Source organism: Legionella sp. JM-2024, from assembly GCF_055389095.1.
The window spans coordinates 3,376,533-3,396,195 of the sequence record NZ_AP039388.1 but is presented as its reverse complement, the minus strand read 5'-3'; the positions used below and the strand labels follow the sequence as shown (position 1 = coordinate 3,396,195).

The following is a 19,663-nucleotide window of genomic DNA, read 5'->3' as shown; positions in this document are numbered from 1 at the left end:
TTTGTTTCTGGATCAAAAACCTGTCTGGGGCTATTATTTACAGACAGGTATGTTGATACGCTCGGGTAGTTCTTCAATAAAGTTTTGAGTACAGGTTTTTTCACCTTTTTGTCCGAATAGTCGATGTTGATTGTAGACTGATTGTTTTTTAGCTTTTTCCAGAGTATCACTCAATGTGTCGCCATGTTCAGGATAGCGTATTTTTTCTTTTAATTGATTAAGCGCAAAGATCTTTTTATCTGCTAATTCACGGCCAACAACTACTTCTTTAAGATGCTTTCTTTCAAATTTTTCTATTTGTGTAACAGCATGTTCAATTCGCCATTCTTTTGAGGGGCGCTTGGCATTTGGGTTTATCTCAACGTTACTTTCTTTTGCAATTCCCCATTGTTTATTCCAGGCTTCCTTAAGAGTTAAAACTTGAGGTTTTTTGTTAGATGGTAAATCTTTTGTTTCAGGTTGATTCAATTGACTGAACGAAAAGTCCCAGAGTGCTGCCAAGCCATATATTGGTGAAGCGATAGTTTTCAGGAGCCAGGTAGGAATATCCATATTATGCTCATGGCCTGAATCAGGATCTAGTCTTTCTTTTAAGAGTTGCCCAAAATTGTGATGGTTATGGTGTCCATGTTCTTCATCATTTTCCTCTCCATGGCCGTGTCCTACAAAATAGTGAGCATCTTCAAAGCCTTCACTAATAATGGCAATGAGAGCGGAAAGAATTTGAGGTACCCCAGGCATGCGATCTGCTGTTACTGCAACACTAATCAAATGCCCCATAAACAGAAGAATTCGTAGTGGGGTAAGCGTTAACTTTAAAATGATGCGAAAAGGGTTAAATATTTGTAACCAATTTTCCGTTTCACGTAAGTGTTGATATCCACTGGTGATTGCGTCGTAAATTGTTTGGAATATATTTTTATTGCTATGTGTTGCCTCATCGACCATTTCCAGTGATTCAGCGGAATTTTGTATGTTAAAAAATATGGCAGAAGCACCAGTTATGATGGGATTGATAACACCCATAATAAAACTGGGCATTTTTTTCATCCAGTCAAATAAAGGACGAGCATTTGTAGCTATGGTCCACCATGTTCCCGCGGTACAAATAGTGAGTGCTATAGCTAGCCCAACAAGAAAAACTGCTGTAGTTGCTATGAAAACATTACGTATTGTTAAGCCTTGACTTAAGTCATTACGAATTTTGTTATACCATTTGATAATGGTGTTATTGTTGATCATATCCGTGACGGCATTATAGGTCAGCATTCCATAGGCTGCCCCAGCAATGACTGCCATTGGAAGGATTAGAATTGGCCAAAATGTGAATGGAATGGCTGCAAAAAATGGGATTACTGTGAAGGCTTCAACAATGAGATAGGTGCTTCCCAGCCCCATGAATAGACCGGCAACAATGCTGAAACCTTTGACGATGTTAAATTGAAAACGGCGCTTTTCCCATTGCTGTATCCACTTACTCTGTTCATGTGAGGCGAGCCAATCAAGCAGGTCTTTCGTGTATTTGGATTCTTTAATAGTGGGATTCTTTTTTTCTTTAAATAATTGTAAGGCAAACCACTTTTCCATATCCGAAAGCGTTTTTTCAATTTGTTTTTTTCTTTTTTTACTGTCGCTATTTAATTCCTTATGTCCGAATTCACTCAACAGGTTCAGTTGTCTTTTATAATCCTTGAAAAATTGTGGGCAGTTTTCTTCTTTGGTGTCAGGGAAATGGGCCAATAAGTATTCTTTGGCCAGGTGATTTTTCAGGTAGTTAAATTTAAAAAGTTTATTAAGTGCGCCCTTTATATTTTGTAAATAGATTTCACCTTCATAAGTAACAGACAATGCAAAAGCTGCAAAAGCTAACGGCAGAGCAGGTAAAAGAGCGTACATTCCGCTAAAGCTTAAAAAGCCAAGAATTAGGCTTGCACCCATGGTAAGTAGAAGGAGAAGCAGATAATAAGGAATTTTTTTGGGGTTGATAGGTATATTTTTTATATTCATTGTAGTATATTTGCTCATCAATACGTAATGCAAAACTTTATACCAAATGAAAATGATTATCAATAGCATTGATGGTCGATTAACATTTTTTATTTTTTTGTTTCAATTCAGCAATAAAGTTTGTTTGCAATATTCGTTTCATCAGGTAGTATCAAAAACGATTTAAATTAACTTAGGAGAGGATATGCGTTTTAACCAATGGATGACCTGTATCGCATCAGGATTAATACTCACTAGTAATTCAAGTTTTGCAAGCCCTGCCCCGGTTCATGAACAATTGCAAGTTCCACAATGCCTTGCTGCAAAACTAACCGTACCTCATACAGTTCTAGCAGAGAATAAAGAATTTAAGATTATTGATGTACTGTCAGCTGATGTAGAAAATCTCACTCTTCTTGCAGATAAGGTAAACTGTGGTCATTTTGTGAATGTAAGCCATAAGCTAACAGGCACATTGCAAGAGACTAAACAGCAATCGGCTCAACAATTACTTCAAAAAAAATTAATTAAGCCGTTCGGTATATTTAAACTTCGAAATGATGTTTATGAAATTAAACATGAAGAAGAAGTCAATACAGCATTAAAAGAAGTCGTTGCTGATAATATATGGCAAACTCTGACACATTTAACTTCCTACTATAATCGCTCTGCCACTAAAGACACTGGAGTTGAAGCCGCAAATTGGTTGAAATCCAGATTTGAAGAGATGTCAGTTGAGTATGGACGTACTGATACTTCAACTTTTTTTGTAAAAACAGGGTGGTATAAACAACCTTCATTAGTTACCGTGATAGGAAAGGATATTCAAGCACCTGCTGTTGTTATTGGCGCTCACATGGATACACTTGATGGTCGTATGCCTGGTGCTGGTGATGATGGCAGCGGTTCATCCAGTGTTATGGAAGCGGCAAGAGTCTTATTGTCGTCCAAAACTACTTTTAAACGTCCCATATATTTCATTTGGTACGCCGCGGAAGAGAGGGGTCTGGTCGGTTCTCAACATGTAGTAGAACACTTTCAGGAGCAATCAATTCCGGTAAAGGCCGTTGTTCAATTTGACATGACAGGCTATCGTAATGATGCAAATGATCCAACCATGTGGGTATTTACTGATTACACGGACAGAAATTTAAGTAATTATGTAGCCAAATTAATTGATCATTATATTCATGTCCCAGTGGATTATTCACGATGTGGCTATGGTTGCAGCGATCATGCTTCTTGGAATGAGGAGGATATCCCAGCAGCTTTCCCATGTGAAACCAGCTTCGCTGATCATAACCCTTATATTCATACCTCTTCTGATAAAATGGATTTAATGAATTTGGAACATATGACCAATTTTTCTAAATTAGCAGTAGCTTTTGCGATTGAATTAGCTTCTGAGTAAGTTTTTATGCTTCCCTGGATGTTTTTTTCGGGGAAGCAATTATTTTCTTGGTTTATGGTATTTTATACACATTTGTTTTCTTCCTGCTTTCTCCCAATTGATAACATCTTTTATTTTCACTTAATAATGTCTTAATAGTGACCATATATACTTGATATTATTTAACAGAGTTGATGGTTATCATGACTAAGAAAGTAATTCAATCGTTAAAGGATTCTGATGTTCCTCATTTGTATTTGTTAAACGTAGGATTAGCGCAAGACGAATACAACGATACCGCAAAGATGAGTAGTGAAGAGAAGCAGAAGCTGGCTATTAAAATAATAGATATGGCTTCACACGAAGAAACCCTCAGAATTATTAATGATTTGATGGCACTGGAGCTTTTCATCGAATCCAGTGATCCCATCCGAACAGGTAACCGTCTGATAGGACAATTAATACTTGCTTATATTACTAAACTTGATCAGGACAACTTCCTTCACTTTTATGACGAAGAAGTAAAAGGTAAAAATAAGACATTGGCAGATTACATGATTCCGGATCCAGTAAAGCAAATTTGGATGGTTATAAAAAGCGCGGCGGAAAAATATTTTACTGAAGCCAAAAAAGAAGAAGATTATAGAGGGTTCTTGGGGAAAGGCTTTAGAATTATGCCATTATTTTACTATCAACAACAATTCCCTGAAATTACCCCAGAACAATTTATGAAAGGTGTAAGGCCAATTGAGTTAACTAAAGCAAGTAAAGAAACTATAGATGCATTCCATAAAAACCTTGCAACTGGCGCAGCAGTTCCTGAACCAGTAGAAAACAAAGATTTAATGATTCGATTAGAACAGCTGAAAGAGCATATTCTGGTGACAGAATGGAAGGTAGGAAATTATTTTTTATTTAAAGGTGGAGTAATGCATGGGGACAAACGTTTACCACATCGAGTAAACGATATCCTTAATTTAATTGAAGATGTTGAAAGCAATAAGTTACAGCCTAAAGCCGCCTATGCACAAATTATTGAGAAAGCAAAAGAAGCCATAGATAACCCACGAACAGGAAGAGCTTCCCAAACAACGGATTTTTATCAAGATATTTATAGTCACCACATCCTTCACGAAAGCTATCTATTAAATAATTCGGAATTATCAACAAGTGTACATTCGAAGTTATTATAGGCTATCATTGGATAGCTAATTACATTTCGTTAGTGCTCGTTTTATTATCCGTAACAGGCGGGCAACTAAATTCCTCAATGATTTTATTTTCAGTATCCACGGCCTGTAAAATGACTGGAAATTGCCATAAGGAATGCAAGTGTTTTAACACTTCATTGGTAGTATTTCCAAGCGGAACTCTGCTTTGCTGTGAATATCTTAGGGTCAAAGAGCGATTTCCTTGTAAGTCCACAGAATAGACTTGAATATCAGGCTCCAGGTACCCTAGATTATATTGTCTTGATAATGCCTCTCTTATTTTCTGGTAGCCTGAATCATCATGAATGGCATTCACATATAATTCTGGATTTCTATCGTCATCAACAATATGAAATAATTTTAAATCGCGTATTAATTTTGGAGATAAATATTGAGCGATAAAGCTTTCATCCTTGTAGTTGCGCATGGCTGTATCAAGACTGGTTAGCCAATCTGTATTGGCAAGATATGGGAACCATTTTTTGTCTTCGTCAGTAGGATTCTCACAAATTCGTTTGATGTCTTGCATCATGTGATAACCAAGAGTATATGGGTTTATGCCGCTATAATAAGGACTGTTGTAAGGAGGTTGCATAATAACATTGGTATGACTTTGCAACACTTCTAGCATAAATTCATCAGTTACCAATCCTTCATCATATAAAGCATGCAAGATAGTATAGTGCCAGAAACAAGCCCATCCTTCATTCATGACTTTGGTTTGTCCTTGAGGATAAAAGTATTGAGCCAGTTTTCTTACAATTCGTACTATTTCTCTTTGCCATGGTTCTAATAAGGGGGCATTCTTTTCGATAAAGTATAAAATATTTTCTTGAGGTTCTTCGGGGAAGCGTTTTTTTTGTCCATTTTTATCGACTTGCTTACTAAAAGGTATAGTACGCCATAATTCGTTAACCTGTGATTGCATGTATACTTCACGATTTTGTTGACGTATCTTTTCTTCCTGAATGGATAAGGGTGTCGGATGCTTATAACGATCAACTCCATAATTCATAAGGGAATGGCAAGCGTCTAATATAGATTCTACCGCATCTATGCCATGACGTTCCTCACAATCACTAATGTATTTTTTAGCGAACACTAAATAATCAATAATGGCATCAGCGGAGGTCCACATTTTGAATAAGTAGTTGTTTTTAAAAAAAGAATTATGTCCATAGCACGCGTGAGCAATGACTAATGCTTGCATGGCAATGGTATTTTCTTCCATCAAATAAGAAATACAGGGGTTGGAGTTAATTACAAGTTCATAGGCCAATCCCATTTGCCCTCGCTTGTAACTTTTTTCAACACTGACAAAGTGTTTTCCAAAAGACCAATGATGATAGCCGATGGGCATGCCCACCGAAGAGTAAGCATCCATCATTTGTTCTGCAGTGATAACCTCTATCTGATTCGGGTAGGTATCCAAATTAAAGCTTTTGGCAATACGTGCAATTTCGCGATCATAGGCCTGTATTAACTCGAAAGTCCATTCTACACCAGTTGATATAGGCTTTTTCTTCATACCGTTTTCCTCTTAAATAATTCGCGAAATACGGGATAAATATCAGCAACATTATCAATGTTTTCCATTGCAAAATTAGAATAATGTTCTTTGATTTGTTGATATACTTCCCACAGACTTTGATGATGGCGAGGCATGATTTCAATATATGCAAAATATTGCAATAAAGGCATAATCCTTTCCTGCAGCAATTCCTGACAATAAGGGGAATCTGCATTCCAGTTATCACCATCTGATGCTTGAGCAACATAAATGTTCCATGCTTGGGGAGGGTAGCGTGTCTCAATGATGGTATTTAATAATTCAAGAGCGCTCGAAACAACGGTCCCTCCAGTCTCGCGTGAATAAAAAAATTCTTCTTCGTTGACTTCCTTTGCTGATGTGTGATGACGAATAAAAACCAATTCAATTTTTTCGTAATTTTTTGTAAGAAACATATAAAGTAAGATAAAAAAGCGCTTGGCTATGTCTTTTTTCGCTTCATCCATGGATCCTGATACATCCATTACACAAAACATCACTGCCTGTGTAGAGGGAGATGGCACTCGTACGCGATGATTATAACGAAGATCAATGGTGTCTATAAATGGTACGGTTTGTATCTTTTTTTTAAAAAACTCAATGTCTCTTTCCAGCTTTAAAATGGCCATTTTATCTGGATTTGCCAATTGCTTCAGGCGCTCAAGTTCTTCTTCAGCTTCCTTCAACTGTTTTTTATAAGGAGAGGCTAAGGCCACACGACGCCCTGTAGCTTGTTTCATTGAGCGAAGGACATTGATATTATTTGGTATTCCACTGGTAGTTACACCGGCTCTTACGGTTTTATAAGTGCTGATTCTCGCCAATTCTTTTTTGACTAAATCAGGCAGTTCAAGATCTTCAAAATAAAGTTCTAAAAATTCTTCGCGAGATAATTCAAAAACAAAATTGTCTTCGCCTTCACCGCTATCGCTGGCATTACTTCCTTCCCCTCCAGCACCACCGCCACCTGGCCTCTTTATTCTATCTCCGGTGATGAAGTTATCATTTCCTGGCAATATTCGTTCGATATGTCCACCATGGCCTCTGTGAAATTGAGGTTCAGAAATGTCTTTGGCTGGGATAGTAATTTGTTCACCCTGATCTATTTCCGTGATACTACGTTTTCCCACGGCATCAGAAACAGCCCGTTTAATTTGATTTTTATAACGGCGTAAAAAGCGTTGGCGATTAACCGTACTTTTTTTCCCGGCATTTTGTCGTCTATCAATTAATTGCGACATAATTGTTAGCTCCACACCTTCTACAAGGTCAGTATTCTTTGAGTCAAGGCCAAGTTGTGTCCAACTTTTGTTACCTACGCTATTCCTTTAGCAGTCACTATAACCTTGACTATTTTCATAACGCATGGCGTTATGGCTTATACTATTATTGTGACTTCCTAACTCTCAAGTACCATTCACAAAGTAACCGAACTTGTTTTCGTGTGTAGCCTTTTTCCACCATTCGAGAGATAAACTCTTCATGTTTTTTCTTGTCTTCTTCAGACGCTTTGGCATTGAAAGAGATAACAGGTAACAAGTCTTCGGTATTGGTAAACATTTTTTTCTCAATGACCGATTTCAATTTTTCGTAACTATTCCAGACAGGATTTTTACCTCTGTTATTTGCTCGTGCCCGTAGTACAAAATTGACTACTTCATTACGGAAATCTTTAGGATTAGAGATACCTGCCGGTTTTTCAATTTTTTCCAGTTCCAGATTTAAGAGGGCTCTGTCAAATATCTCTCCTGTATCTGGATCTCTGTAATCCTGATCCTGAATCCAGAAATCGGCATAGGTAATATAACGATCAAATATGTTTTGCCCATACTCAGAATAAGATTCCAGATAGGCTGTTTGAATTTCTTTGCCTATAAAATCTACGTATTTGGTAGCCAGATATTCTTTAATAAAATTCAGATAGGTTTCATGCAATTCCTGAGGTAATTGCTCTTGTTCAATTTGACGCTCCAATACATACATTAAATGAACCGGATTGGCTGCGACTTCAGCATGATCAAAATTGAATACTTTAGACAGGATTTTAAAGGAAAATCGTGTGGAGATACCGCTCATACCTTCATCAACCCCAGCAAAATCGCGATATTCCTGGTAAGATTTTGCTTTAGGATCAGTGTCCTTTAAACTCTCTCCGTTATAGACACGCATTTTTGAGTAGATACTGGAGTTTTGAGGTTCTTTTAAACGAGTTAATACTGAAAATTGAGCTAACATATCCAAGGTGCCGGGTGCGCAAGGAGCCTTGGCTAAAGAACTGTTATCGATTAGTTTTTGATAGATTTTTATTTCTTCAGAAACCCGCAGACAATAAGGTACTTTTACTATGTTTATTCGATCTATAAATGCTTCATTATTTTTGTTGTTTCTAAAGGATTGCCATTCTGATTCATTGGAGTGTGCCAATATAATTCCTTCAAAAGGTATGGCTGACAATCCTTCTGTGGCGTTGTAATTTCCTTCCTGGGTGGCAGTCAATAAGGGATGAAGAACTTTGATCGGTGCTTTAAACATTTCAACGAATTCCAGAAGTCCTCGGTTAGCTCGACACAAGCCACCAGAATAGCTGTAGGCATCAGGATCATCCTGGGAAAATTCTTCCAATTTACGAATGTCTACTTTACCAACCAAAGAAGAAATATCCTGATTATTTTCATCACCTGGTTCTGTTTTAGCAACTGCAATTTGCTTGAGGCGAGACGGTTTGACTTTAACAACTCGAAACTTACTAATGTCGCCGTTATATTCTTGTAATCGTTTAACAGCCCAGGGTGACATTAAATAGCGCAAATAACGTGTTGGGATTCCAAAACGTTCTCTGAGCAATTCACCATCCTCCAGGGGATTAAATAAAGACAGGGGGGACTCGAATACCGGGGAACCTTTTATTGCATAAAAAGGTATTCTTTCCATCAAGTCTTTCAATTTTTCTGCAATTGATGATTTACCACCACCAACAGGGCCTAAGAGATATAATACCTGTTTTGTTTCTTCTAAACCTTGAGCGGCATGTTTCAAAAAGCCAACAATTTGTTCTATAGGCTCTTCCATCCCATAAAACTCTGTAAATACTTCATAATGATGGATTACTTTATTTGAGAAGATACGTGACAAAACAGGATCATGTCGAGTATCAATTAGTTCTGGTTCACCAATAGCCATAAGCAAACGTTCTGCTGGGTTGGCATAAGCTGTCGGGTCCGTTTTGCACAACTCCAGATACTCATCCAAACTCAAGTCTTCTTCCTTGTTATCAACAAATCGTTTGGTATAACCCGCTAAAAAATCTTGTGTATTCATGCGCCATCCCCTTTTACTTAACCCTGAGAAGGATATAATGTGATTCTTTTTATTTTTCCTGATAAAAGCAAAAATTGCTTCTTTTAATTCATAGTATAGTAGACTAACCACTTAATTAAATACATAAATCAATTAAACTTATTGGTTTTTTTTATAGGAAAGCAATGACTATGCCAGACACAACCATTTATTTGAAGAATTATCAAGCTCCTTCTTTCACAGTTGAGACAGTAGAGTTAAATTTTGATTTATACGATGACCATGCTTTGGTAAATAGTACTCTTAAGTTGACACGTCAAAAAGATGGTGCATTGCATTTGTATGGTGAAGAACTGGAATTGATTTTATTGACCTTAAATGGTCGGCAATTAGAGGTGTCTGAGTATGTTTTGACTAAGGATACCCTTATTATAGAGCAATGCCCTAATGAGATAGTTCTTAACATTGTGACTCGCATTAAACCACAAGAAAATACACAGTTATCAGGACTTTATCGCTCAAACCATTTGTTTTGTACTCAATGTGAAGCAGAAGGATTCAGACGAATTACTTATTATCTTGACAGGCCGGATGTATTGGCAACTTTCACCACACGAATTACTGCTGATAAAAAGCAATATCCAATTTTATTGTCAAACGGTAATTTATTGGAGGCGGGAGAAAGTCATGATGGTCGTCATTGGGTAGTTTGGGAAGACCCTTTCAAAAAACCATCTTATTTATTTGCTTTGGTAGCAGGTGATTTAGCTTGTGTTAAAGATAATTTTGTCACTTGTTCCGGGAGAACTGTTGATTTACGTATTTATGTTGAACCAGGGAATGAAGATAAGTGCTCACATGCGATGGAATCATTAAAAAAAGCCATGAAGTGGGACGAAGAGGTTTATGGTCGCGAATACGATTTAGATATTTATATGATAGTCGCTGTAAGCGATTTCAATATGGGTGCAATGGAAAACAAAGGATTAAATATATTTAATTCCAAATATATTCTTGCTCGTCCTGATACAGCCACTGATCAAGATTTTGCAGATGTTGAAGGTGTCGTAGGCCATGAATATTTTCACAACTGGACTGGAAATCGAGTGACTTGCCGTGATTGGTTTCAATTGAGTTTAAAAGAAGGGTTGACTGTATTCAGAGATCAGGAGTTTTCTCGAGACATGAACTCTCGCGATGTTAATCGAATTATGGATGTTAAAGTATTACGTACTGCGCAATTTCCAGAGGATGCAGGAAGCATGGCGCATCCTGTAAGACCTGAATCCTATCAGGAAATTAATAATTTCTATACGGCAACAGTGTATAACAAAGGTGCAGAAGTTATTCGAATGCAACATACTTTGCTAGGAAAAGAAAAATTTAGACGAGGCATGGATCTCTATTTTAAACGTCATGATGGCCATGCCGTAACAATTGATGATTTTGTTGCTGCCATGGAAGATGCCAACGGAGTCGATTTAACACAATTTAAATTATGGTACAGTCAAGCCGGAACTCCTGAAATACAGGTGGAGAGCCATTTTTCAGAGGGGCGGATGGAAGTTATTATGCAGCAAAGTTGTCCCCCGACACCTGAATGTCATGATAAAAAACCGTTTCATATACCAGTTCGTATTGCTTTATTTGATTTGAAAGGTGAAATGATTCCTATAGAAAATGAGCTTCTGGAATTAAAAGAGAGTGAGCAACGCTTTATCTTTTCTGGACTCAATGAAAAACCTGTTTTGTCATTATTGAGAGAGTTTTCAGCGCCCGTAAAAATTTACGATGATCTCAATCAGGATGATTTGTTATTTTTATTACGATATGAAACGGATGGGTATGCCAAATGGGATGCAGCACAACGCTTGGTTCTTAACTGTCTGAATGAAAATTTGAAATCACCTGCGAGCACATGGCAAGTGCCGAATGCACTCATTTCTGCTTTTCAGCATGTTCTGTTTGACGAGTCACTGGATATGGATTTGCGGGCTGAATTGCTTACTCCTCCAGGATTTGAGGAGATTGCAGCCACTCTGAAATTGGTTGATGTGAGCAAAGTTGAGAAAGTTCGGGATCATTTTCGTCAACAATTGGGTTTAGGTTTATATGAAAAGGTATTCCATGTTTATAAAACATTATGGGAGGCAGAGGATCATCGCATGCATGGTCAAGCTTATGGGCGAAGAAAATTAAGAAATGTTTGTTTATGGTTAATGATGAAAGCGAAAGAGACTGACGCTTTAGAAGTATGCCTGGAACAATTTAAAACTTCTCGTACTATGACAGATCAAATTGCCAGTTGTAATTTGTTAGTGAATTGTTCTAGTGAATCTTATAGGGGTGAAGCGATAGAAGGATTTTACAAGCAGTGGTCTCATGATGAACTGGTTCTGGATAAGTGGTTTGCTATGCAGGCTACTTGTGAGTTACCTGAGACATTGAGTCATGTAAAAGAGTTAACTCAACATCCCGCTTTTAGCATTAAAAATCCAAATAAAGTTCGATCAGTAGTTGGTGCTTTCTGCATGGCAAACCCTCGAAATTTTCATGCTCTAGACGGCAGCGGATATGCTTTTTTAGGTGATATATTGGTTAAATTGGATAAAATAAATCCTCAGGTCACTGCGAGGCTTGCGACCCCTTTTACCCGTTGGCAAAGTTTTGATGAGCCAAGACAAAAGTTAATAAAAAATCAGTTGAGTCAACTTGCGAAACTGGATTTGTCACGTGACTTGCGTGAGGTTGTGGATAAGTGCTTGGCAAGTGAAGAGAAATAAATAATTTGAATATTAAGAAGACAAATGGTAAAGGAGGGTTTTGTGCTTAGTCGTTTTGCAGTGATAGGTAATCCAATTGCACATAGTTTATCTCCAGCCATTCATCAATTGTTTGCTCAAGAAACCCAAATCGATTTGATTTATGAAAAAATACTGGGGAATGATATTGAGTTTGAACAGCAAGTATCGGATTTTTTTATTCAATATGGCAAGGGTCTAAATGTTACTCTGCCATATAAACAACGAGCATATAATCTGGCTAAGGTACATACCCGGCGATGTGCCTCAGCTGGTGCAGCTAATACTCTTTGGATGCAAGAAAATCAATTACATGCTGATAATACAGATGGTATTGGCTTGATACGTGATTTAGCTCGATTTATTGAGTTAAAAGGTAGAAACATTTTGGTGCTAGGTGCTGGTGGAGCGGCACGAGGGATTATTTCTCCTTTATTAGAAAGCAGACCTTTAAAGGTAACTATTGCTAATCGTACATTGGAAAGAGCAGAGGAGCTACAGCGTCAATTTCCTCAAATTAGTGTCGCAAGGTTTGATGAATTATCAGGAGCATTTGATTTAATCATCAATGCGACTTCAGCGAGTTTATCAGGTAATTTGATTTTATTCCCTGCGGAGATGTTGTCACAAAAGCCATTTTGCTATGATTTGGCTTATAGCCAAAAAACAATCACACCTTTTGTTGAGTATGCTCGTAGCATGGGGTGTGATGCTGTCGATGGATTAGGTATGCTAGTAGAGCAAGCTGCTGAAGCATTCCATATTTGGAATGGCGTCATGCCGTCCACTAAAGAAATATTAGAGCAATTGCGGTTATTTTGAGGCTGGTTACCTATAAAAGCCGTCGCGTGCTTTTTATATAGGACTCTCGTTAATCAAAAAAAGCGCTTACCTCGGCCGCTGCAGCAATTGTATCTTGATAACCTAGTTCTAACAATTCACGGGTAAATTCTTTTTCAAAGAGTAAAAAACTAAGCAAGTCTCCTGAATGACTTCTGGCCCCCATAATATTTAATAGAAATCGAAGAAGTACGGGCATGCTGGTATAATGGTTTTGTGCTACTGAAGCCATTGCCCTGCTTGGACGTAAATGCAATGTTGAAATAGGTCTCCAGGGAGAGCGTCGTTTTTTCCACATAGATAGGAGGGTAGCTATTTCATTCATACGATTGACCATTTCAATGTCCCTATCCAGATTATCCAAAAAGAGTCCATTCATCATGTTTCCTAAAATATGTGCAAATGCAATTTCACCGTTACGCAAGGTTTCTGGATCAGTAAATTCTGGTAATTCTCTGGTGCCTAAAATAAGAATTCTATCGACTTGAAATCGAATGGCGCCACGAAGAGGGGCGACTAAGCCTATGCTTCCATCACCATAATGAAATCCATTCAGACTTACAGGAGGAAAAAAAAGAGGTAAGGCACTTGATGCTAAAATATGTTGAGCCTTGATAATTGCACGTTGACTGCTATGTCTTGGATAATTCCAATCTTCAAATTCTGATTGGTTGTGAGCATAGAATGAGATAGTTTGATGTGTTTCATAACAGGCACTTAGAACCTCAAAGGAATCCAGATATCCTTCATCTATATTTTGCTCAATTCGAGTAAAATCAATGCTTTCATCTAGAAATTGCCTTAATGGAGTTGTATCAAGCAAATGTCCTGATTGACGTTGTTTGATAATCAAGGTACTTAGATTACGCATGACCGATTTACTTAATTCATAATTGCTTGCTTTATAGATTTGTTGGCAATGAATCTCACTCCAAATAGCTTCCAGCTTATCCAGAGCAGCAGGGAAATCATTAGCATTTTCAGCGAGAACAGCAGCATTAATACTCCCTACACTGACGCCACTTACTAAGTTGAAAGGCAGAGTCTTTGTTTGAAGAATATGACCGATTGCTTTGAGTACTCCGGCTTGATAAGCACCACGAGCACCACCACCGGCTAAATATAGAGCTTTTTTAACCATCATGTTTTATTTTATTTATTATACTTAAGAATATAGTTGAACTTAGGCCTAATTAGCAAGAAAGAATTACCGACGTCATCTTTTCTTAATTTTTAATTGATATATTTATTATATCAGTACTTTTTTGAGAGTTACTATGGGAATGACAAAAGACGAAATAAACAAGAAGTTTGAAATCGAAAAAAATCTTCAGCTTTTGCAGTCCATGCAGGATACTGTTAAATACTCCATAACGCCTTTGGATAAACCTTCTTTATTAAGAATTGCTGCGAATCGAATCCCATGGCTTTCAAAATTTTTACAAGCAGTTGATGATACAGGGGACTCTGTTGTCAAAATAGGAGAGCGAGTAGCTAATTTACCGGATATTCCAGGTAAAGAATCCTTATCGCAAGGCTTCAGTTTTGGAGGAATCGCGATGGCTGCTTTCGACTTTCTTCGAGTTCCGATAATTTATTTATCAGCTTATTTACTAGGTCAAGAAGTACCTGTTAATTTGAATAACAATGCCAGATGGCTTTATTCGGCGTTGTTGTTAGCACTGACAATAACTGCCATTGCAGCACCTGTAACGGCACCATACATTGCGTTTATTGCAGCAGGTATCAGTTTGACAGTCGGTGTATTTTTATTGGGAAAAACTCTTTATGAGAGATATCGGTTAGGTAAAGAAAGAAAAAAAATAGAAACGGAGATACGAAGCGAAGAAGAAGAAATGCATACGATTCAAAAGGAAGTGAAGCGTTTGAAGTCCCTTTTGGAAAAGGCCACAGAAGAAGAGCAAATTGCAAAGATTTTATTTGAAATTGCTGTAATCCAGGAGCAATATAATGCTCAGAAAAAGCAAATTCAGGATTTAAAAAATAAAGAATTTCAATTAGAACAGCAAATTAAAGAAATAGGGGTAATGCAGGTTGTTGACAGAAGCATAGCAATTGGCTTGGCAGCGCTAACTATTATTAGTTTGGTTGTTTCATTATTTTTTCCACCCGTAGGTTTATGGATGCTGACTGGAATAGCCATTTTTGGCGGTGCCTATCTGGCGGCCAGACTAGCTACCCCCTTTATTAAGTCTCTAGGTAGTTGGATCTATAATAAATTAAATCCTTCAACAGAAGAGAACCCCCAATCTGAAGAAATAATCAATGCTCCGTCGTTAAGCAATCAACATGAGAAGCAAAAAGATGCTTCTGCTCAAGTTAGCTCCGATTTGGTTTCACATAAGAATGTCGCAGAGCCGATAGATGTTGACTCTTCTGCTTCGCATACGGATGAACACGTCCATGAATCTACTCAAGATGTATTAACGGGCTTATCAGGTAGCGTTGATACATTAAAGAAAGACGAGGAGGAAATAATACCATCGAGCAATGTTAATTATACATCTCCACTTGTATTTTCTCTTACTCCAAAGCCACATTCCAAACAGTTATCCAAAAAGGAAAGTGATGAAAAAGGTGAAAGAGAATCAAATGACAAGTATCCAGAACCCCATTAAATTTAATTCCGCGTTGCAAAAAGCAAAAATTTCCTTTAAGTTAAAAATTTACTATCAAGGAATGACAATTCATGCTGAATTTATTTCGCGAACAACCCCGCGCATTTCATATGATTTTTATGTTGGAATTGTGGGAACGATTTGGGTTCTATACGGTTCAAGGAATTCTTACCCTTTATTTTATTCGCTATTTAGGTTACAGCGACATGGAATCTTACTATACCTTTGGCGCTTACTCTGCTTTAGTATATGGTATGGTGGTTATTGGCGGATATTTAGGAGACAGGATTCTCGGTACGAAAAGGACTATAGTCCTTGGGCTTGTTGTTTTGGCTTCAGGTTATTTTTCTTTAGCAATTACTGACAAACAGCATGTGTTTCTTGCTTTAGGTCTGATTTGTGTTGGTAATGGCCTGTTTAAAGCGAACCCATCCAACTTATTATCCAAATGCTATGATGACAACGATCCACGATTACATGGTGGGTTTACCCTTTATTATATGGCTATCAATTTGGGTAGTATGGTTGCTTTATTTGTTGGTCCAGCAGTATCAAGCGCTTATGGTTATTCTTATGCTTATATGATTAGTGCGATTGGCTTGATCTTGGGCATCGTGAATTATTGGTATCAACGTCAACATGTAGCTCATATCAACACAGAAGCAGATCTTCGCAAAATAACATTGCTTCATTGGGGAATGGTAATAGTAGGTGTTTTAATTCTTACAGAAATTTCGGCTTATCTCTTACAACATGTGATGCTTGCCAAAAATTTATTGTGGGGTATTACCCTATTAGTGATAGGTGTTTATGTTTATTTAATGCGAAAACAAGGCCATGCTTCTTTCATGAGAATGTTAGTCGCTTTGGTTTTAATGGTTGAAGCAGTAATATTTTTTACTTTATACCAGCAAATGCCTACCTCACTCAATTTGTTTGCTGTAAATAATGTAATACCTACTTTCTTTGGTATCACTATCGATCCACAAAGTTTCCAGGCTTTAAATCCAATATGGATCGTATTAATGAGTCCAGTGCTGGCTTATTTCTATAGAAAATTGAATCAACATAATATTTTATTTGCTATACCTTATAAATTTGCATTGGGTATGACTATGTGTGCAGTGAGCTTTTTAGTGCTGTATTTTGCCCGTTATTTTTACATTGGAAATGGGATGGTTTCTTCCTGGTGGATGATTATCAGTTATCTCTTCCAAAGTCTTGGTGAATTACTGGTGTCGGCTCTTGGTGTTGCAATGGTTGCTGAATTAGTTCCAGCTGCTAATGCTGGGTTTGTTATGGGAATGTGGTTTTTAACCTCTGCTGTTGCTGGATTTATTGGAGCAACCGTGGCTTCTTTTACAGCACTTCCTGAGAACATCAAGCCAGGAGTAGAATCTTTATTAATTTACTCAGATGTGTTTGCTTGTATTGGTATTGTTACTTTATTTATTGCCATAATTATGTGGTTACTATCACCCAGGTTAAGTCGTTATATCGCCCCTCCTTCCTTGAAAACAGATAATGATATAGAGACAGTGGAATATTCTACAACTTACATTCCTAGTCATTGAGCTGGTTGATTTTTTTTCGGCAATCGGATTCATTTTGATATTACTGATTGCCGTTTTTCTTTTTATTTTTTATCGTGATCATGACCTTAAACATCGTGAAATTGTAAATAATTGAGCATGATCATTGCTCTATTATCTGACTCTTAATGTTAATTTAATGTAAAATGTATAAACTATAGACTTATGGCCAATCTTTTCCCTAAAGAATAATGGGTTGATCCTTCCTAATTTCAAGGAATTAATTTGAGTGGAGTGAAAAGTGGGGTTGGGAAAAAAAATTGAGTTAAGTCCGCGCTCTATAGAATTATTAAATGAATATTTAAATTTGAGTGGTTCTAAGTCTGCTAGCTTTCAGAATATTAGTTCACCTATTGATTTTTCAGTTCTGATTCAATTACTAACTGATTCTGAATCTTCCAAGGTTTCAAAAAGAATACAAAAGAAAAGAGAATTTATTTTAGCAGCTATACATGCTGAGTTGTTGCGTGATTTAAATATCTCATTGAATAGAACGAAACAAGAAATTAAGCCAGCTGAAAAAAAACCTTCTGCTTTTACCAGGATGAAGTTTTTTCTTTTGGCAATAGCGGGGACACTATTAGCAGCTTGTGAAGGTTTTGACAGCATTACTACCATGATGGCCGTTTTACCTTTTCCTTCGTGGGTTGTGCTTGGTGCAGGTATTTTATTCTCTGCTTTATCAGTTGTTGTATTTTATGGATTTGATTTAGTCCAGGTCTCTCAAAATTTGGGAATAAAATTAAGCGATGCTCCCAAATTATTAGATATATACCTACTACAAATGGCAGAGATCAAAGCGATTAGAAAAAAAATTAATGGCTATTGTCTCGCATCTATGTCAATTGATGAGCTGGGTGAATTACATGATGCCATTAATATGTTGCAAATGCGTGTTAAATCATTGGACAAAATTGGTCAGCAATTTGATTCAGCCGTTAATAATAAAAAAGTGAAAGTTGCCAAAACAGTTGTTTCCGGGATATCAGGAATACTTTTTTTTGGAGGTGGTTTTTTTGCTGGGCAATCAGTAGCCACTTTCTTGTTGGCTCTTGTTATGACTTCTGTTACTCCTACTTTTTGGCCAGTGATATTATTCAGTACTGTTATTGGTTTGGCTGCTTTTAGTTTGTACTGGTATGTACAGCGTGTTGGAGTGACTAAGCTTGTTAGTGGGTGGTTTGGGCTGGATGAAGATAAAATGGAGAAATTATGTGGAAAGTCCAATATGGATAAAGAATTAAAGGAATTAGAAAGTTTAAAAGAAAAGGTAATGACCACTTCCAACTTAATTTCAAAGGTGACTCGCTTAGAGAATAAACTGATAGAAATTGATGCACAAGCTACCCATATTCGTTTACTTCAAGTTTCTGAAGAGCCAGAAAGTGTTGTTCTAAAGACAAGTTCTAATGTCCATTCTTTTCATTTTAATTCCTCAAGTCGGAAGAGTTTCTCTTGCGATGAGACGGTACTTGATGTCGCTTCTGGTTATGGCATGAGATAGCGTCATAACGATTTAAGCCATAACTGATATTGGCTAAATGCAAAGGCATATATACTAATAGTGAATTTCCTTGTAGATAATCCGGGTTAGCTGATATATAAAACTCCTTTAACTCGCTGCTTTCTTCATTAACATTTGAAAGCTGACTTCTTATTGGGATTAAGGGAGAGTTTACAACCATAGGGTGGTTGTTTGTTGAAATCCAGCTGTTTTGATTTTTAAAGGTATTAAGAATATTCAATATTTGATCTGGAACTCTTTGCGATGGCTTAGGGTATATGAGGTCACTCAACTGGTAGATGAATTCATAAGTTAATGGATTGTTAGCAAAAGCTATATAAACCAGTTCTTCTTGCGGATTAGCTAATTTGTATTTTATTGCCTCGGTGATGCCAGCACTTTTAATGGATGCTTCAATTTGGTACTCGGGATTCAGATAAACATAAGCGATATAGCAAGTAACTTGTTTTTTTCCGAGATCGATAGATTGTCTGCAATTACGGCTAAAACCGGCAATTTCTTTATTTTCTCCATAAAGAACTGTTAATTCACCATACAAATCAGGTTGGATGATTAAACGTAAGAACTCTTCCTGGTTTGCCAGGTGATAGTATTTGGAGAGGAAGAGATATAGTTTTTCAATTAACTTGGGTGAAATTTTTTTATCTTCTTCATCCACAACATAAGAGTGAATAGCTTTAACATCGTGTTTTTTCATTGCGCTCTCCATGAAACATTTTTCTCGCTTTAATGATTCGCTTCTTAATTTATCCATAAATTATCTAATAGCGAACAGCAGATAAAAAATTGTGCAACTATATAAATATAGACTCATTTTCATTTTTGTCAAATGG

13 protein-coding genes are annotated in these 19,663 nt (G+C 37.1%); 7 read left to right on the top strand and 6 right to left on the bottom strand.

Translation table 11 applies throughout. The annotated features are described in order from the left end of the window. Positions 1-33: 33 nt before the first annotated feature. The gene (gene iroT / locus ACZ5EK_RS14845; protein WP_464430473.1) at positions 34-2,007 is read right to left on the bottom strand and encodes a T4SS effector ferrous iron transporter IroT/MavN; all 1,974 of its coding nucleotides are present in this window, start codon (positions 2,005-2,007) and stop codon (positions 34-36) included. Between the two features lie 184 nt (positions 2,008-2,191). Between iroT and lapA the strand changes: the two genes are divergently transcribed. Together lapA and ACZ5EK_RS14835 are read left to right on the top strand one after the other, a co-directional pair. Then, a complete protein-coding gene (gene lapA, locus ACZ5EK_RS14840; RefSeq protein WP_464430472.1) occupies positions 2,192-3,397 on the top strand; it encodes an aminopeptidase LapA in 1,206 nt (401 codons plus the stop codon). Between the two features lie 182 nt (positions 3,398-3,579). After that, positions 3,580-4,569 (top strand): hypothetical protein, encoded by a 990-nt coding sequence (locus ACZ5EK_RS14835; RefSeq protein ID WP_464430469.1) that lies wholly within the window; start codon positions 3,580-3,582, stop codon positions 4,567-4,569. A gap of 19 nt (positions 4,570-4,588) precedes the next feature. Here the strand turns inward: ACZ5EK_RS14835 and ACZ5EK_RS14830 are convergent, their stop codons facing one another. From ACZ5EK_RS14830 to ACZ5EK_RS14820, 3 genes are all read right to left on the bottom strand, one after another. Continuing rightward, on the bottom strand, positions 4,589-6,115 hold the full coding sequence (locus ACZ5EK_RS14830) for a SpoVR family protein (RefSeq protein ID WP_464430468.1): 1,527 nt from the start codon (positions 6,113-6,115) through the stop codon (positions 4,589-4,591). Continuing rightward, positions 6,112-7,377: a YeaH/YhbH family protein gene (locus tag ACZ5EK_RS14825; RefSeq protein WP_464430466.1), complete on the bottom strand. Its 1,266-nt coding sequence runs from the start codon at positions 7,375-7,377 to the stop codon at positions 6,112-6,114. Before ACZ5EK_RS14825 ends, ACZ5EK_RS14830 begins: the two co-directional genes overlap by 4 nt. Positions 7,378-7,522: 145 nt before the next feature. Then, on the bottom strand, positions 7,523-9,454 hold the full coding sequence (locus tag ACZ5EK_RS14820; RefSeq protein ID WP_464425572.1) for a PrkA family serine protein kinase: 1,932 nt from the start codon (positions 9,452-9,454) through the stop codon (positions 7,523-7,525). Between the two features lie 170 nt (positions 9,455-9,624). Between ACZ5EK_RS14820 and pepN the strand changes: the two genes are divergently transcribed. After that, the gene (pepN, locus tag ACZ5EK_RS14815) at positions 9,625-12,216 is read left to right on the top strand and encodes an aminopeptidase N (RefSeq protein WP_464432510.1); all 2,592 of its coding nucleotides are present in this window, start codon (positions 9,625-9,627) and stop codon (positions 12,214-12,216) included. Positions 12,217-12,258: 42 nt separating this feature from the next. After that, complete coding sequence (gene aroE / locus ACZ5EK_RS14810; protein ID WP_464430465.1) at positions 12,259-13,056, top strand: shikimate dehydrogenase; 798 nt, start codon at positions 12,259-12,261, stop codon at positions 13,054-13,056. Between the two features lie 49 nt (positions 13,057-13,105). Here the strand turns inward: aroE and ACZ5EK_RS14805 are convergent, their stop codons facing one another. Then, positions 13,106-14,218, bottom strand: coding sequence for a patatin-like phospholipase family protein (locus ACZ5EK_RS14805; protein ID WP_464430464.1), 1,113 nt, complete (start codon positions 14,216-14,218; stop codon positions 13,106-13,108). 133 nt (positions 14,219-14,351) lie between these two features. Between ACZ5EK_RS14805 and ACZ5EK_RS14800 the strand changes: the two genes are divergently transcribed. The 3 genes from ACZ5EK_RS14800 (at position 14,352) to ACZ5EK_RS14790 (ending at position 18,809) form a co-directional block, all read left to right on the top strand. Continuing rightward, positions 14,352-15,713: a hypothetical protein gene (locus ACZ5EK_RS14800; protein ID WP_464430463.1), complete on the top strand. Its 1,362-nt coding sequence runs from the start codon at positions 14,352-14,354 to the stop codon at positions 15,711-15,713. 71 nt (positions 15,714-15,784) lie between these two features. Continuing rightward, positions 15,785-17,287 (top strand): oligopeptide:H+ symporter, encoded by a 1,503-nt coding sequence (locus tag ACZ5EK_RS14795; protein WP_464430462.1) that lies wholly within the window; start codon positions 15,785-15,787, stop codon positions 17,285-17,287. A 259-nt stretch (positions 17,288-17,546) separates the two neighbouring features. After that, complete coding sequence (locus ACZ5EK_RS14790) at positions 17,547-18,809, top strand: Dot/Icm T4SS effector Lem29 (RefSeq protein ID WP_464430461.1); 1,263 nt, start codon at positions 17,547-17,549, stop codon at positions 18,807-18,809. On the opposite strand, the gene ACZ5EK_RS14785 is transcribed toward ACZ5EK_RS14790, so the two are convergent. Next, a complete protein-coding gene (locus ACZ5EK_RS14785) occupies positions 18,733-19,527 on the bottom strand; it encodes a hypothetical protein (RefSeq protein WP_464430460.1) in 795 nt (264 codons plus the stop codon). The genes ACZ5EK_RS14790 and ACZ5EK_RS14785 overlap by 77 nt on opposite strands. Positions 19,528-19,663 lie beyond the last annotated feature (136 nt).